Source organism: Duganella aceris (assembly GCF_011090165.1).
Classification (GTDB): domain Bacteria; phylum Pseudomonadota; class Gammaproteobacteria; order Burkholderiales; family Burkholderiaceae_D; genus Rugamonas; species Rugamonas aceris.
This window is the reverse complement of sequence record NZ_JAADJT010000017.1, coordinates 15,632-30,706: the sequence shown is the minus strand read 5'-3', so window position 1 is coordinate 30,706 and position 15,075 is coordinate 15,632. Positions and strand designations below refer to the sequence as shown.

General features: G+C 67.7%; 14 protein-coding genes. 6 read left to right on the top strand and 8 right to left on the bottom strand.

Annotated elements, in window-relative coordinates; all coding sequences use genetic code 11:
• The first annotated feature begins 64 nt into the window (after window positions 1-64).
• Complete coding sequence (locus tag GW587_RS28075; RefSeq protein WP_166108210.1) at window positions 65-907, top strand: alpha/beta hydrolase; 843 nt, start codon at window positions 65-67, stop codon at window positions 905-907.
• On the opposite strand, the gene GW587_RS28070 is transcribed toward GW587_RS28075, so the two are convergent.
• Genes GW587_RS28070 through GW587_RS28050 form a run of 5 tightly spaced genes read right to left on the bottom strand, consistent with a single transcriptional unit; the run spans window position 892 to window position 6,218 of the window.
• Complete coding sequence (locus GW587_RS28070) at window positions 892-2,298, bottom strand: DUF3422 family protein (RefSeq protein WP_166108209.1); 1,407 nt, start codon at window positions 2,296-2,298, stop codon at window positions 892-894. The two genes, GW587_RS28075 and GW587_RS28070, sit on opposite strands and share 16 nt — an antisense overlap.
• Before the next feature lie 46 nt (window positions 2,299-2,344).
• Window positions 2,345-2,905, bottom strand: a complete 561-nt coding sequence (locus tag GW587_RS28065) for a DinB family protein (protein ID WP_166108208.1) — start codon at window positions 2,903-2,905, stop codon at window positions 2,345-2,347.
• Window positions 2,906-2,909: 4 nt separating this feature from the next.
• On the bottom strand, window positions 2,910-4,442 hold the full coding sequence (locus GW587_RS28060; RefSeq protein WP_166108207.1) for a hypothetical protein: 1,533 nt from the start codon (window positions 4,440-4,442) through the stop codon (window positions 2,910-2,912).
• Between the two features lie 17 nt (window positions 4,443-4,459).
• Window positions 4,460-5,515, bottom strand: a complete 1,056-nt coding sequence (locus GW587_RS28055) for an NAD(P)/FAD-dependent oxidoreductase (protein ID WP_166108206.1) — start codon at window positions 5,513-5,515, stop codon at window positions 4,460-4,462.
• Between the two features lies 1 nt (window position 5,516).
• Entirely contained in the window at window positions 5,517-6,218 is a 702-nt protein-coding gene (locus GW587_RS28050) for an HAD family hydrolase (protein ID WP_166108205.1), read from the bottom strand.
• 97 nt (window positions 6,219-6,315) lie between these two features.
• Here GW587_RS28050 and GW587_RS28045 point away from each other — a divergent pair, with 97 nt between their 5' ends.
• From GW587_RS28045 to GW587_RS28035, 3 genes are all read left to right on the top strand, one after another.
• A complete protein-coding gene (locus GW587_RS28045; protein ID WP_166108204.1) occupies window positions 6,316-7,269 on the top strand; it encodes a LysR family transcriptional regulator in 954 nt (317 codons plus the stop codon).
• A 107-nt stretch (window positions 7,270-7,376) separates the two neighbouring features.
• Entirely contained in the window at window positions 7,377-7,976 is a 600-nt protein-coding gene (locus GW587_RS28040; protein WP_166108203.1) for a LysE family translocator, read from the top strand.
• 36 nt (window positions 7,977-8,012) lie between these two features.
• Window positions 8,013-8,519, top strand: coding sequence for a hypothetical protein (locus GW587_RS28035; RefSeq protein ID WP_207393674.1), 507 nt, complete (start codon window positions 8,013-8,015; stop codon window positions 8,517-8,519).
• Here the strand turns inward: GW587_RS28035 and GW587_RS28030 are convergent, their stop codons facing one another.
• On the bottom strand, window positions 8,520-10,034 hold the full coding sequence (locus tag GW587_RS28030; protein ID WP_166108202.1) for a CYTH and CHAD domain-containing protein: 1,515 nt from the start codon (window positions 10,032-10,034) through the stop codon (window positions 8,520-8,522).
• A gap of 42 nt (window positions 10,035-10,076) precedes the next feature.
• Window positions 10,077-10,976 carry a tRNA glutamyl-Q(34) synthetase GluQRS gene (gluQRS, locus tag GW587_RS28025; RefSeq protein ID WP_166108201.1) on the bottom strand — a complete coding sequence of 300 codons (900 nt, stop codon included), beginning with the start codon at window positions 10,974-10,976 and terminating at the stop codon, window positions 10,077-10,079.
• Between the two features lie 90 nt (window positions 10,977-11,066).
• On the opposite strand from gluQRS, the gene GW587_RS28020 reads away from it, so the two are divergent.
• Both GW587_RS28020 and GW587_RS28015 read left to right on the top strand, forming a co-directional pair.
• Window positions 11,067-12,707, top strand: coding sequence for a M28 family peptidase (locus tag GW587_RS28020; protein WP_166108200.1), 1,641 nt, complete (start codon window positions 11,067-11,069; stop codon window positions 12,705-12,707).
• Between the two features lie 152 nt (window positions 12,708-12,859).
• A complete protein-coding gene (locus GW587_RS28015) occupies window positions 12,860-13,831 on the top strand; it encodes a family 43 glycosylhydrolase (protein WP_166108199.1) in 972 nt (323 codons plus the stop codon).
• Here the strand turns inward: GW587_RS28015 and GW587_RS28010 are convergent, their stop codons facing one another.
• Complete coding sequence (locus GW587_RS28010) at window positions 13,832-14,980, bottom strand: MFS transporter (protein WP_166108261.1); 1,149 nt, start codon at window positions 14,978-14,980, stop codon at window positions 13,832-13,834.
• Window positions 14,981-15,075: the final 95 nt, after the last annotated feature.

Sequence of the window (15,075 nt, the reverse complement as noted above, 5' to 3'; positions counted from 1 at the left end):
GGCGGGGGTTATTTTGTGCGTCGGCGTACAGCGTCGTCGTGGGGAGAAGTGTAAAGTAGAAGCTATGAATAATTCCAAAAAAGTCGCGGGTCTGGCCGGCATCGTCAGCGTGTTGTGGATGGGGCTCACCGCCGCGGTGGCGGCCAACCAGAAACGCTTGTTGTTCAATCCCCTGGGCAGCAAGCGCGAGGTCCTGAAGCCGTACAGCTCCGGCCATCGCACCCGGCCTATCGTGGTGCGCTCCAAGGACGGCACCCGCCTGTCCGGCTGGCTCATGACGCCGCCGGTCAAGGGCCCGCATCCGGGCGTGGTGTATTTCGGCGGCCGCTCCGAGGAAGTGTCGTGGGTCGCGCGCGACGCCGGCAAGCTGTTTCCCGGCATGGCGGTGCTGGCGGTGAACTACCGCGGCTACGGCGATTCGCACGGCGATCCGGCCGAGGAGCATTTCGTCGAGGACGGCCGCATGCTGTTCGACTGGCTCAGCGAACGCCATCACGTCGACCCGAAACGCATCGCCGTGGTCGGCCGCAGCCTCGGTTCCGGGGTCGCGGTGCAGGTGGCGATGGAGCGCGAGGCCAGCGCCATCGTGCTGATCACGCCCTACGATTCCATCCTCGCCATCGCCAAGCGCAAATTCAAGGCGATCCCGGTGGAGTATGTGCTGCGGCATAAATTCGAATCGATCAAGTACGCGCATCAGCTGCTGGCGCCGACCTATGTGCTGCGCGCCGCCTTCGACGACGTGGTGCCGCATTCGCACACCGACCTGCTGGTGCAAAAGCTGGGCAAGCTGCACGCCGACGAAATCATTCCCGATTCCGACCACATGAACATTCCCTACCTGGAGTCGACCCAGGACCGCATCGCCAGCTTCCTGTCCAGCCGCTTCAGTCAGCCGCCGGCCTGATGCTGCTGGTTGCGCGCCTTGGCGCCGGCCAGCTGATGATGCAGCCGGCGCAGGCCGAACCACACGCTGGCGATCACCAGCGGCACCGCGACTCCGGTCAGGATGTCCGGATTGACCGGCAGGTTGCCGGCCTTCATGGCCTTGCCGGCGTAGCCGATCAAGCCCAGCGTGTAATACGAAATCGCCACCGCCGACAAGCCTTCCACCGCCTGCTGCAAACGCAGCTGCTGCGCCGCGCGCGCGTCCAGCGACTTGAGGATCTTGCGGTTCTGCCGTTCCTGCTCGATGCCGACGCGGGTGCGCAGCAGGTCGTTGCTGCGGGCGATGCGCTTCGACAGCGCCTCCTGCCGCTGCGCCACCGAGGTACAGGTGTGCATCGCCGGCGCCAGCCGGCGGCTCATGAATTCGGCCAGCGTCGGCATGCCGGGCACCCGCACTTCGCGCAGCTCGTGGATGCGCGCCTGCACCAGGCTGAAATACGCCTGCGACGCGGCGAAGCGGTAGCTGTTGTTGACCGATAGCTTTTCCAGCCGCGCCGCCAGGCTGGTGATCCGGTGCAGCAGGTTCTGCTCCTCGCGCGGATCCGGGCTGCGCGCCTCCAGCGTCGCCAGCGACGGCTCGTCGGCCTGCACCAGCGTCGCGGTCAGCTCCGCCAGTTCGTTCTCGATGCCGTTCAGCGTCGGTTGCGTCGCCTCGGCCTGCGGCAGGCCAAGCAGCGCCATCATGCGATAGGTCTCGATCTCCAGCAGCCGCCCGACCAGGCGGCCGGACTGGAACTCGCGCAGGTTCAGGTCGCGCACCACGAAGCGGGAAAAGCCGTCCGGCTGGATCAGGAAGTCGGTCCACACCTCGGCGCCGCTGCCCACGCTGCTGCCGACCAGCGACTTGCCCTGGAACAGATCGCGGATCGCCTCGACCGAGGCGTCGTCGTCGGCCTCGCCCTTGCACAGCAGGACGTGGGCGGCGACGATGATCTTGCCGTCCAGGCCCGCCAGCCATTCCTGCGGCACGTGCTGCAAGGGCATGCGGTCGAACGAGGCGCGGCAATCCATCTCCGGCTCGCCGCGTTCGACGAAGGTGTAGGTGGCGAATTCGGTGTGGCATTCCCACTTCAGGCGGAAGCGGCCGAAGTCGTGGAAGAAGTAGCGCGCCTGCGGATGCGGCACGGCGACGCCGTAGTGCATGCACAGGCGCTGCAGGATCTGGTGCTGGTTGTTGCGGTGGTACTTCTGCGACGGCTGGTCCTGCTGCTGGTACAGCGCGAAATGGGTCAGGCTTTCCGGCGCCTGCAATTGCAGGAAGGGCCGCGAATGAATCTCCGCCGACAGCGGCACCCGCATCGGATGGTTCAACCTGGCGAAATCGGCGCTGGCGCGATAAACGAGAGACATAACCTTCCCCGGAAAATAAAACGTCGATTGTTGCAGTGCAGTATAGCTAGGACTGCGCGGCCGCACAAGGCGGCTGCTCCGGCACCCACAGCAGCAGGTCGGTGACGCCGATGTCGACGCCGGCCTGCGTCAGCAAGGTGCTGACCTGGCCGCGATGGTGGGTCTGGTGGTTGAAGAAGTGCGCGATCACGGCGCCGAAGTCCTTGCGGTACACCTGGCCGCTGCTGCTGCGGTATTCCAGCGGCAGCGCCAGATGCTCGGCGCGGATCTGCGCCGCCCATTGCGAGATCACGCCGTCGCGCTGCTGGCGATGCGTCAGCAGCGCTGCCAGGTCGGCGCCGAAGCTGTGCGCCAGGCCGCCGGTGGGCAGCGGCACCTCGCGCATCACGCGCAGCGCCGGGAAATCGGCCGGGTGCGCGGCGAAGCGCTTGAGCCAGATGGTGTCGCCCGCCAGCAGGTGGTTCAGGGTGCCGAGGATGGAGCCGAAGAAGGCCTTGCGGTCGGCCGTCAGCTCGGCGTGCGGCAGCGTCGCCGCCGCCTGGTAGACGTTGCGGTTCATGGCGGCGTTGTATTCCGCCATCAGGACGAAGTATTCGGGGGTGTTCATGCGCTTAGCCGGCGATGGCGTTGGGATTGGATTGCAGGAAGATCTGCTCGTTCAACTTGGACAGCATGCGTTCGCGCTGGTCGCCGTCCAGCGTCGGCAGGCCGGCGCGTTCCGGTTCCAGCGTGGTCAGGAGATCGCGCGTGCTGGCCTTGGCGGACGGCGTGGTGTGGTCGTCTTTCAGCTTGCCCAGCGTGTAGGTCAGCACGCGCGAGGTCTGGCTGGCCTGCATCGCCAGCGCCGCCTGCACCAGCGCGCCTTTTTCGTAGCCGATGCTGGTCTTGCTGCTGGCGCTGTCGTCGATGCTGACGAACTTGTAGTTCTGCGATTCCGGCCGCAGGTCCAGCGCCAGCCGCGCGTCCGCCTTGATCGGCTCGTGGTAGGTCGCCTTCAGGCGCGATTGCTGCTGCTGCGTGATCGCGCGGTCCAGCTGCGTGTGGCCGGTGATCGAGGTTTTCTGCGACAGCTCGTAGGCGAAGGTATCCTTCTCGGTGGCGCGCATCGGATTCGACGCCACCTCGGTCTGCGACATCGAAGCGGTGAAGTCGGCCAGGCCGGTGGTCAGCGCGCGATCCTGGTCGCTCAGGTAGATGGCGCGCGGCGCCGGCTTGCCGTAATCGCTGTTCATCGCGGTGAACGCGTCCTTGAACATGCCGAGCATGTTGCCGTTGCCTTGTCCGCGCAGGCCGGCCTGGTCGACCTGTTGCAGGTAGCGGTTCAGCGCCTTGGCCTGTTGTTCCTTGCTGCCCCAGCTGGCCGGTTGGCTCAGGTCGACGCCGATTTTGGCGCTGCCGGCCGGGCCGGTGAAACTCACCGTTCTTTGCCTGGTATCGGCGTGGAACTGCAACTGCTGGGTTTCGGCCGGGCCGAGCTTGATCTGCGCCTTCAGGTCCACCGACGACAGCACGCCGCTGTCGAATTGCGTCAGGCCGCCAAGGTCGATGCGGCCCTCGGCCAGGCCGTCGATCGAATGCTGGAAGGCGTCGGCCAGCTTGCGCAGCGCCTCGCGTTCCGCGTCATTGAGCTTGGCGCTGCTGCGCACATCGACCGCGATGCTGTTGTCGCCGGCGTCCAGCGCCAGATCGACCTTGACGCCGCTGCGGGTGGTGATGCTCAGCTTGAACTGGTTGTCGCCCATGCCGTGCTGCGACACCTGCGCCGGCATCACCAGCATGTCGTAGGTGCCGGCGTCGACGCCGGCCGGCGCCTGCTGCACCGATTGCGCGAAATCCGCGCCGTCGTAGGCCACCTGTTTCAGCAGCTCCGCGCCCAAGCCCTTGAGGCGGCCGGCCGGCGCTTGATCGGTGAAGTTGCGCGCCATGAGCGTGCTGGAAGCGCTGCGGAAGCGGTTCTCCCACACCAGCGACGGGGTGGTCGGCTTCTCCGCCGCGCCGCCGAGCGACACCACGGTGGACTCGCCGGCCTGCGGCACGGGCGCGCCGGCGACGGCGGCCGGGGCGCCCGGCGCCGCAGCGGACGTAGCGGACGAAGCAGGTGCGGCGGCCGGCGTGGCCCGGCTCAATGGGGAGATGGAAGTCATGTCTTCATTATAACGCTCTACGAGGCCTGCGCTCCCAGCGAAACCAGCGTGCCGTGGTCGTGGTAGCGGAAGCCCGGCGGCGTGGCGCCTTGGCGCCGGCCGGCCAACAGGTCGGCCAGGAACATCGCCTGCTGGTGCGCGACCTGCGCGCGCGGCGGCGCCGCGCCCTGGACCGGACAGACATGGCTGGCGCAATCGCCGAATGCGTAGATGCCGGCGTCGCTGACGGAGCACAGGCCGGCATCGACCACCAGCTGGTTCAGCTGGTTGACGGCCAAGCCCAGCGTGGCGCACAGCGGCGGCGCCGCCACGCCGGCGGTCCACAAGGTCAGGTCGGCGCGGTGCGCATGGCCGGCGTCGTCGAACACCACGTCCGCGCTCACGCCGGCGACCGCGGTGGAGGTCAGCACCGCGACGCCGAGCGCGCGCAGATGCCGCGCCGCGCTTGCCGACTGTTGCGGGTGCAGCTGCGGCAGCAGGCGCGGGCCGCGCTCGATGACCGTGATGCGCAGCTCGGCGATCGCACCGGCGCCCTGGCCCAGCGCCGCCGCCAGTTCGACGCCGGTGGCGCCGCCGCCGACGATCAGCAGCCTCGCCGGCGCCGCATGTTCGGCGGCGTGGACGCAGGCGGCGATCAGGCGCCGGCGGAAGGTCTCGGCGCCGCTCACGTCGTCCAGCGTCAGCGCATGCTCGGCGGCGCCGGGCACGCCGTGGAAATGCGACACGGCGCCGAGCGCCAGCACCAGCTTGTCGTAGCCGACCACGCGGCACGCGCCGTCGCCGCCGTCGGCCGGCGAGAGCGTGATGGTGCGGCGCGCGCGGTCCACGCACAGCAGCTCGCCGCGCAGGAATTCGAAGTCATGCTCCGCCGCCTGCGCCGCGAAAGACAGCGCATCCGCCCGCGCATCGCATCGTCCGGCGGCGACCGTGTGCAGCAGCGGCTTCCAGAAGTGGCCGGGCCAGCGGTCCAGCAGCACGATGCGGGCAAGGCCGGCGTAGCCGAGGGTGTCGCCGAGCCGGGTGGCGAGTTCGAGGCCGCCGGCGCCGCCGCCCGCGATGACGATGGTTTCCATGTCAGGCCGCCAGTTCCCTGGCGCCGCGCTGGTCCGGCGTGTACGGGCTGGCGCGCAGGTCGCGCAGCGCATCGAAGGTGATGAACTGGCGCGGCCGCACCACGTCGGCGCCGTAGGGCGCGACCGAGACCGACCACAAACCGGCTTGCCCGGCGGCGCGCAGGCCCGGCACGGCGGTGTCGATGGCGATGGCGTCGCCGGGCGACACGCCCATCGCGTTGAGCGCGCGCGCATACGGGCCGGTGCCCGCCGGGCCGTCGAAGTTGGCGCCGCCGGTGACCACGGCGAACAGGCTGTTGACGTCCGCGCCGAAGCAGCGCTCCAGCAGCGCCGAGGCGGCCGGCGCCGGCATGTCGGTCAGCACGCAGATCTTGCAGCCGGCGTCGAGCGCGTCGTCGATCAGGGCCAGCGCGGCGGGCAGCGCCTGCGGCGGCCTGGCCAGGATCGCCTGGTGGAACTGGCGGTGCTTGTCGGCGAACAGTTCGGCCACGCGCCGCTTGTCGCGCGCCAGCGGCTCGCAGGCGATGGCGGCGCCGATGGCGCGGGCGTAGCCGTGAGTGTGGGCGGCGGCGCGCAGCGCCGGCAGGGACCAGCGCAGCGACAGCCCGGCGTTGGCGAACGCCGCGTTGCAGGCCGCCAGGTGCAGCGCCTCGGTATCGAACAATACGCCGTCCAGGCCCAGGAAGATCACGTCGATGCTCATATCGGTCTCGCTTAAACGATGTCAGATAATTATGAATATAGAGGTAGAATGAACAAAAGAAAAATTAAAGATATTCGATAATCGATAAGGAACCCTTATGTATCCCGCCAGTTTCCGCCAGCTGCAATCGCTGGTGCTGGTCGCGCGCCACGAGAGCATTTCGCGCGCAGCCGACGCCATGCATCTGACCCAGCCCGCCGTCTCGCTGCAAATCCGCACGCTGGAGGAACTTGCCGGCATCGCGCTGACGCGCAAGGTCGGCCGTAACATCCAGCTGACGGCGGCCGGCGAGGTGATGGTGGAATTCTCCGAGCGCATCCTGCGGCTGTGGGAGCAGGCCGGCGACGAGCTGGCGGCGCTGCAGGGCGTCACCAGCGGCACCTTGCGCATCGGCGCGGTCACCACGGCGGAACACTTGCTGCCGCCGTTGCTGGTGCCGTTCACGATCGAGCGGCCGGACGTGCGGCTCAAGCTGCAGGTGGGCAACCGCGCCGAGATCGTCAGCATGCTGGCGCGGCACGAGATCGACCTGGCGATCATGGGCACGCCGCCGCGCGAGCTGCGCACCAACGCCGCCAGATTCGCGCGCCATCCGATGGCCTTCGTCGCCAGTCCCGCGCATCCGCTGATGAAGAAGAAAAAGATCACGCTCAACGATGTGATGGCGGCCAACCTGCTGGTGCGCGAGCGCGGCTCGGGCACGCGCACGGCGGTGGAAAAGCTGCTGCGCGAGGCGGGCCATCCGGCGCAATTCGGCTCCGAGGTATCGAGCAACGAGGCGATCAAGCGCATGGTGTCGGCCGGGCTGGGGCTGGGCTTTTTATCGGTGCACGCCTGCGGCCTGGAATTCGAGGCCGGCCTGCTGGCGATCCTGCCGATGCAGGAAAATCCGGTGGAGGCGGACTGGCACATCATGCACCTGAGCGGCCAGCCGATCCCGAAAGTGGCGGCGGCGTTCCAGGACTTCGTCATCGACAACGGCCAGGACCTGGTGCGGCGCGAACTGGAGGGTTTCTACAAGCTGCTGGGCCGCCAGCGCAAAAAGCAGTAACGGTGATTTGACCAATACACCTGTACAAAGTGTTTTGATAACTGTACTGGTACACTTTCGCACACTTGCTCCTACAATGGATATTCGAGTCCCCACCGGATAAATCCATGTCGCCCGATCTGCTGCTTCCCTTGTGTGCCTTCGCCGCCGTCACCACCATCACGCCCGGCCCGAACAACACCATGATCCTGGCCTCCGGCCTGAATTACGGCTTCGTGCGCTCGCTGCCGCATTTGTTCGGCATCGTCTGCGGCTTCTCGTTCATGATTTTCGCCACGGGAATGGGCTTGCATGCGGTGTTCGAACAGTTCCCGCTGTTGCAGGTGATCCTCAAATATGTCGGCGCGATCTACCTCTTATGGCTGGCGTGGAAGCTGGCCCACGCCTCGCCGATGAGCGCGGAGCAGGCCGGTCTGTCCAAGCCGATGGGCTTTTTCGGCGCGGCCGCCTTCCAGTGGATTAATCCGAAGGCGTGGGTGATGTCGCTCAGCGCGCTGACCACCTATCTGCCGCAGGGCTTCCATGTGATCGACGTGGCGCAGCTGTGCGGGGTGTTCGGCGTGATCGGGATTTTCTGCGTCGGCGCCTGGGCGCTGTTCGGCGTGGCGATGCGGCGCGTGCTGCAGAATCCGCGCTCGGTGCGTATCTTCAACGTGGTCATGGCGCTGCTGCTGGTCGCGACGCTGTATCCGATGCTGATGGCCTGATACTATAGGGGCATCACCGGATTTTAAGGAATACCCATGCTTCATCGAATCGCGCGCACGCTGCTGCTGGGCGGAGCGCTGCTGGCCGGCGCCGCCGGCGCCGCCACCTTGCCGTCGGACCTGATGCTGCCGGAGCCCGGGCGCGCCGCGCGCGGTTACGTCGAGAGCTGGATCTTCAGCATCGAACTCGAATCGACCGAATTGACCGGCATCGAGGCCTGCCGCAAGATATTGAGCGAGCGCGGTTTCCTGCCGACGCTGTCCAAGACCGCCAGCTCCTCCGACCCGGCGCTGCATTTCAAGGTCGCCGGCCGCAAGGCCTATGCGCAAGCCAGCGTCGAGGCGGATCACGCCTTGCAGGCGGTGCAGCAGGCCAAATGCGTCGGCACGCTGACCTGGAGCGTGACCTCGCAGCCCGCGTCGGCCGCGCCGCCGGGCGCGTCGCTTCAGATGCCGGCCGTGCCGCCGCGCGAAACCTTCACCCGGCCGTTGCGCGAGCCGATCGCCCCGGCGCCGGTGCCGCCGCCTCCGCCGATTCGATAATCAGGCCGGCCGCGCCTTGTGCGGCAAGCGCTGCGCATGCAGCTCGTTGCGGATCGCCGCCAGGTCGGTGGACTGCGTGGCCTGCTGCGCCAGCAGATAGCCGCGCGCGAAGTGGATCGCGCCTTCCGCCTGCGGATGCTGTTGCGCCAGCTCGCGCAGCAGCTTGTCGGCCACCACCAGATCGTTGTGCCGCCCCAGTTGCTCCTGCGTGGCGGCCAGCGTTTTCAGATACGCGCGCGCGCCGTTGCTGCGGTAGAGCGAATGAAAGAATTCCAGCGCATAGCGCGCCCGCTTGGCCGCGATGCGGGTGCGGTGCACGCCGGCCGGATCGCTGTCGTCCATGCGGCCGGCGCGCTTCAGCAGCGACTTGTGCAGGTCCTGCATGGTTTGCCTTGAAAATTTGGCGGCCGAGCCTTGCAGGCCCGGCGCCGCCTGCAACATCCACGATCCCAGCGCCAGCATCAGATGCGTATAGCGCGGCGACAGCAAGGCCTGCGCCGCTTCGCGCCGCTTGGCCTGCGCGGCGGCCAGCGCCAGCGCCTGCAAGTCCATCAGGCCGGTCTTGCCGCCGGGACTGACCTGCACCCGCGCCAGCGTCGACGTCAGCAGCACATCCCAATCGCGCGCCGCGCCCAGTTCCGCGCCCAGCCAGCCGACGTCCTCCAGCAGCGCCGGCGGGCAGGGCGCGACTGACTCGAACAGCTTCAGCGCCGACCGCAGGCGGCGCACGCCGACCCGCATCTGGTGCAGCGTTTCCGCATCGTCGCCGTCGATGACGGCGTTTTCATTGCGCTGGATTTGTTGCAGGCAGTTGCCCAGCACCGCCGGCAGGGTCTCGGCCAGCGTGGCGTCGGCGGGCAGCTCCAGCGCCTTGGCGCGATACGGCACGGTGCCGGTCTGGCGCACCAGCATGTAGCCGCGCTCGGCCTTGTTGATGTTGCTGAGACGCAGGGGAATCTGCTCGTGCAGCTGCAACGCGAAGGCGAACAGGCTGGCCGGATTGCCGTCCTTCAGTTCCAGTTCGATCTCGTTGAGCGGCGCGCGGTGGCCGTGGCGTTCGATGTGGCCGTGGTCGAGCACCAGCTCGATCTTGTTGCCGTCGACCTCCAGATCCCAGCTGTGGCGCTGCACGTCGACCACGAACAAGGGTTCGAGACGCTGCTTCAGTTCCGGCGCGGCGAGCAGGTCCAGCCATCGCGGCGCGTCGCCGATCAGCTTGCGCAGCCGGCCCAGGCGCGGCCACGGACGATCCACCGGGCCTTCCCATTCGTTGCGGCTGTGCAGACCGCTTTGCACGCTGCCGCCGGCCTTCATGGTCTGGATCCACTCGCCATCGACCTTGCGCACCCGCAGGCCGGCGCCGTGGTGCAGCAGATGCAGGTCCGGCGTATCGAAATAACGCGCGGTGAGCTGGCGCGTGCGGACCGGCGCGCCGGCGTGCGCCGCGATCAGCGGATGGCGCAGCAGCTGGTCGTTGTCCGCCGGCGCAAGCAAGAGTTTGAGTTCGACTTCCATGTCGTCAGTGTAAAGAAAAGCGGATGGGCGCAGCGCACGCCATCAAGGCCGTTGTATCAAGCGCGCCCAGGCCGGCGTCGCCGCGCGCCAGAAATCGGCGATGCTTTCCGCCTGCACATCCAGACCGAGGAAGCGGGCCGCCGGCAGCAGGGCGTCGCGCAGCAGCTGTCGCGGTTCGGCGCCGTGGTCGAACGCGGTGGCGCCGGTTTGTTTGGACAGTTTCTCGCCCGATTCGTTCAGCACCACCGGCACGTGCAGATAGGACGGCGTCGGCAGGCCGAGCAGCTGTTGCAGGTACAACTGGCGTGGCGTGGAATCGAGCAGGTCGGCGCCGCGCACGATGTCGGTGACGCCCTGCGCGCCGTCGTCGACCACCACCGCCAGCTGGTAGGCCCAGAAACCGTCGGCGCGCTTGACGACGAAGTCGCCGACCTCGTCGGTCAAGTCCTGGCCGACGTGGCCGGCCCAGCGGTCGTCAAAGGCGACGACGCAGTGCGGCACCCGCGGCACCTTCAGCCGCAGCGCGCGCGCGATCTTGCCGGGCGCCAGGCCGTGGCGGCAGGTGCCGGGATAGATCAGCGCCTGCGCCTGCTTGCCGGTCAGGTGCAGTTGTGAATCGGCGATCTCCTTGCGCGAGCAGCCGCAGGGATAGACCAGCTCGCCCAGGCGCAGCAAGGCTTGTTCATACAGCGCGCTGCGGCGGCTTTGCCAGGTGACGTCGCCGTCCCAGCGCATGCCGCAGCGGCGCAGCGAGGCCAGGATATGGTCATCGGCGCCGGCCACGTTGCGGTCGCCGTCGACGTCCTCGATGCGCACCAGCCAGAGGCCGTGGTGCGCCTTGGCGTCGAGATAGCTGGCCATCGCCGCCACCAGCGAGCCGATGTGCAGCGGGCCGGTGGGCGAGGGCGCGAAGCGGCCGATGTAGGGAGTGCTGTCAGTCATCCCATCATTTTAGCGCGCCGGGGCAAATCGCATACAATGTGCGCGCGGCAAAACACGACCGCCACCACCATCAAACGCCCTCAGGACATCATGCAAAAAATGACCCCCTCCCTGGTCGCCTCCGCCTTGGCCATCAGCCTCGCGCTGGCATTCCCGGCCGCCCAAGCGGATGCCGGCAAGACCGCCGTACAGGAAGCGCCGCTGCGCGCCCACCTCGCCTTCTTGTCCAGCGACCTGCTGGAAGGACGCGGCACCGGCCAGCGCGGCGCCGACCTGGCCGTCGCCTATCTGGAGAGCCAGGCGCTGGCGCTGGGCCTGAAGCCGGGCAACGGCGACAGCTATCGTCAATCGGTGCGGATCGCCGGCGTCAAGACGCAGGCCGCCGAGAGCACGCTGACGCTGGAAGCGGGCGGCAAGCCGCTGGACATCGGCTTCGGCAAGGACTGGGTGTTCGCGCCGGGCGACGCCACCGCCGCGCACAGCTTCAACGCCGGGCTGGTGTTCGTCGGCTACGGCATCGTCGCGCCGGACCAGCAATGGAACGACTACAAGGGCGTCGACCTCAAGGGCAAGATCCTGGTGATGATGGTCAACGACCCGCAGCCGACCGCCGACCAGCCGAACCGCTTCAACGGCAAGGGCCTGACCTACTACGGCCGCTGGACCTACAAGTTTGAAGAAGCCAAGCGCCAGGGCGCCGCCGGCGTGCTGTTGATCCACACCACGCCGAGCGCATCGTACGGCTGGAGCGTGATCCAGAACAGCTGGTCGGGCGTGGAGCGCTTCCAGCTCGCCGCCGGCACGCTGGGCACCGCGCTGCAAGGGTGGATCACCGACGACGCCGCGCACGCCTTGTTCAAGGCCGCCGGCCAGGACCTGGACGCGCTGCGCGGCGCCGCCGAGAGCAAGGATTTCAAGCCGGTCGCGCTGGCCGCCAGGGTGAGCGGCGACATGAAGGCCGCCGTGCGCAAGGTCGAGCAATTCAACGTCGCCGCCGTGGTGCCGGGCACCGACGCCAAGCTGAAGGACGAAGTCGTCATCTACAGCGCGCACTGGGACCATCTGGGCAAGCAGGGCCAGGAAGGCGAGGGCGAGGCCAAGGCCGACATCATCTTCAACGGCGCGGTCGACAACGCCTCCGGCTCCGCCGCCTTGCTGGCGATGGCGCAGGAAGCGCGGCGCGCGCCGGCCAAGCGCAGCCAGATGTTCCTGTGGGTGGCGGCCGAGGAGCAGGGGCTGCTGGGCAGCGCCGCCTACGCCTCGTCGCCGTTGTGGCCGTTGGCGAAGACCGCCGCCAACCTCAACCTGGACAGCCTGAACTTCGTCGGCGCCACGCGCGACATCGGCACCGAAGGCAGCGAGCGCACCGAGCTGGGCAAGCTGGCCGAGACGGCGGCGGCGGCGATGGGGATGCGGATCGCCGTGGCCAAGCCGGATCTGGCGGGCGGCTACTTCCGCAGCGACCACTTTAACTTCGCCAAGAACGGCGTGCCGGCGTTCTCGATCGAATCGGGCCGCGACTACGTCAAGGATGCGGAAGGGGCGAAAGCCAAGGCCCAGGCCTACGGCAAGCGCTACCACCAGGTCAGCGACGAATACGACCCGAGCTGGGACTTGTCGGGCATGGTGCAGACGGCGCAATACACGCTGAACCTGGGCCGCCTGATCGCCAACGGCGCCAAGCTGCCGGAGTGGAAAAAAGGCGACGCCTTCGCCACCCCGCGCAACTAAACCAACTCCGGGGTCAGAGCTAAAAACTGGACACGGGCTCTACCGTAGCGGCCGCTACGGTAGAGCCCGTGTCCAGTTTTTAGCTCTGACCCCGGAGTAAACAGTCACGCGGATGAACAATTGGGGGGGAGCAGGTGGCGTATATTTTCGATATGCGCTATCTCTCCCTCCTTTTTTCGTTGCTGCTGGCGGCGTCCGCGCTGGCGGATGTGGTCGCTCCCAAGCCGCTCTACCGCGATCCGGTGTATGACGGCGCGGCCGATCCTTCCATCATCTACAGCCCGGCGGATAAGAAGTGGCTGATGTTCTATACCAACCGGCGCGCCAATGTCGACGGGCTCGACGGCGTGACCTGGGTCCACGGCACGCCGATCGCCATCGCCGAATCGGCCGACGGCGCGCATTGGTCGTATCGCGGCGTGGTGGCGTTTCCGCCCGAGGTGCCGAACACCGCCGGGACGCCCACCTTCTGGGCGCCGGCCGTGATCGCCGACGGCGGGACGTTTCATATGTTCGTGACGGTGGTGCCGGGCGTGTTCACCGATTGGGCGCATCCGCGTTCCATCGTGCACCTGACCAGCGCCGATCTGAAACAGTGGACGTATCAAAGCACGCTGGCGCTGGCCAGCGACAAGGTGATCGATCCGGCGCTGCTGCGCTTGCCCGGCGGCGGCTGGCGCATGTGGTACAACGATGAGCGCAGCGGCAAGACCATCTTCTTTGCCGACAGCCCGGACCTGTACCACTGGACCGATCAGGGCTCGGCCCATCTGCCGCGCGACCGGGGCGAGGCGCCGCTGGCTTTCCGCTGGCAGGGCCATTATTGGTTGCTGACCGATCTGCTGGGCAACGCCGGCCTCGGCGCCTTCCGCTCCGACGATGCGCTGACCTGGTCGCGTCAGCCGGCGAGCTTGCTGGCCGTGCCCGGCACCGGCGTCGACGACCAGAACGGCGGCCATCATCCGGAGGTGGTCGTCATCGGCGACCGCGCCTTCTTGTTCTATTTCGTCCATCCGGGCCGGCCGGACAACCGGCGCAGCGCCATCCAGGTGGCCGAATTGAAATACGTCGACGGCTGGCTCGCCGTCGATCGCGATGCGCCGGTCAGCATCAGGCTGGATTGATCATTTGCCCGGTTCGGTGGCGAATACGCACAGCGCGGTCAGCGGGAAGGCGAGGCCGGTCCACAGCACGCCGGTCCAGCCGTGCGCGGCGAACATCCAGCCGCCCAGCGACGATCCCAAGGCGCCTCCCATGAAGAACAGGGCCATGTACAGCCCGTTCAGCCGGCTGCGGATTTCCGGCGGCAGGGCGAAGATCGCCCGCTGCCCGGTCACCAGGTTGGCGGAGACGCCCATGTCCAACACGATCGAGGTGGCGACCAGCACGCCGAGGTTGACCAGCTGCGTGGCGTGCACCAGCAGCGGCATGGCGAACGCCAGCACGCCCAGCGTCAGCGCGACGAGGGTGGTCGAGCGGCTCTTGCCCTGGTCGGCGCGGCGGCCGGCGATCGGCGAGGCGATCGCGCCCGCCACGCCCACCAGCGCGAAGATCGCGACGCCGGATTGGCTGAGCTTGAAATTCGGTCCGGTCAGTTCCAGCGAGACGCAGGTCCAGAACAGGCTGAACGCGCCGAACATGCAGGCCTGGTAGGCGGCGCGGCGGCGCAGCACCGGGGTGGTCTTCAGCAGCTGCCACATCGATCCCAGCAGCGCGAAGTAGTGCAGCCCGGAGTCCGGCTGGCGCTGCGGCAGCTTCGCCCGCAGCAGGAAGGCCAGCGCGATGGTGCCGGCCGCCGAGATGACGAAGATCGCGTGCCAGCCGAAGGCGTCGGCGATCAGGCTCGATACCGGCCGCGCCAGCATGATGCCCATCAGCAGGCCGCTCATCACCTTGCCGACCGTCTGGCCGCGCGTTTCCGGCCGCGACATGTGCGCGGCGAACGGCACCACGATCTGCGCCGCGACCGAGCCGAGGCCGACGCAGAAGCAGGCGAACAAAAACAGGTGGGCGCTGCTCGTGGCGGACGCGGCCAACAGCGCCGTCGCGGTGGTCAGCAGCGCGATGAAGATCAGGCGGCGGTTTTCCACCAGGTCGCCCAGCGGTACGATGAACAACAGGCCGAGGCAGTAGCCGATTTGCGTCAGCGTGACGATCAGCCCGGCCGCGCCCGGATCGAGTCCGGTGGCGCGGCTGATCGGGCCGATCAGCGTCTGGGCGTAGTATAGGTTGGCGACGATCAGCCCGGTCGCGACAGCGAACAGCCACACCATGCCGGGGGAGATATCTTGCTGGGCGTGGGACGGGCTCACGGCGACTCCTTCAATTTGCAGGCGGCAATTCTACCGGTCCCTGCGAATTGCTGCTG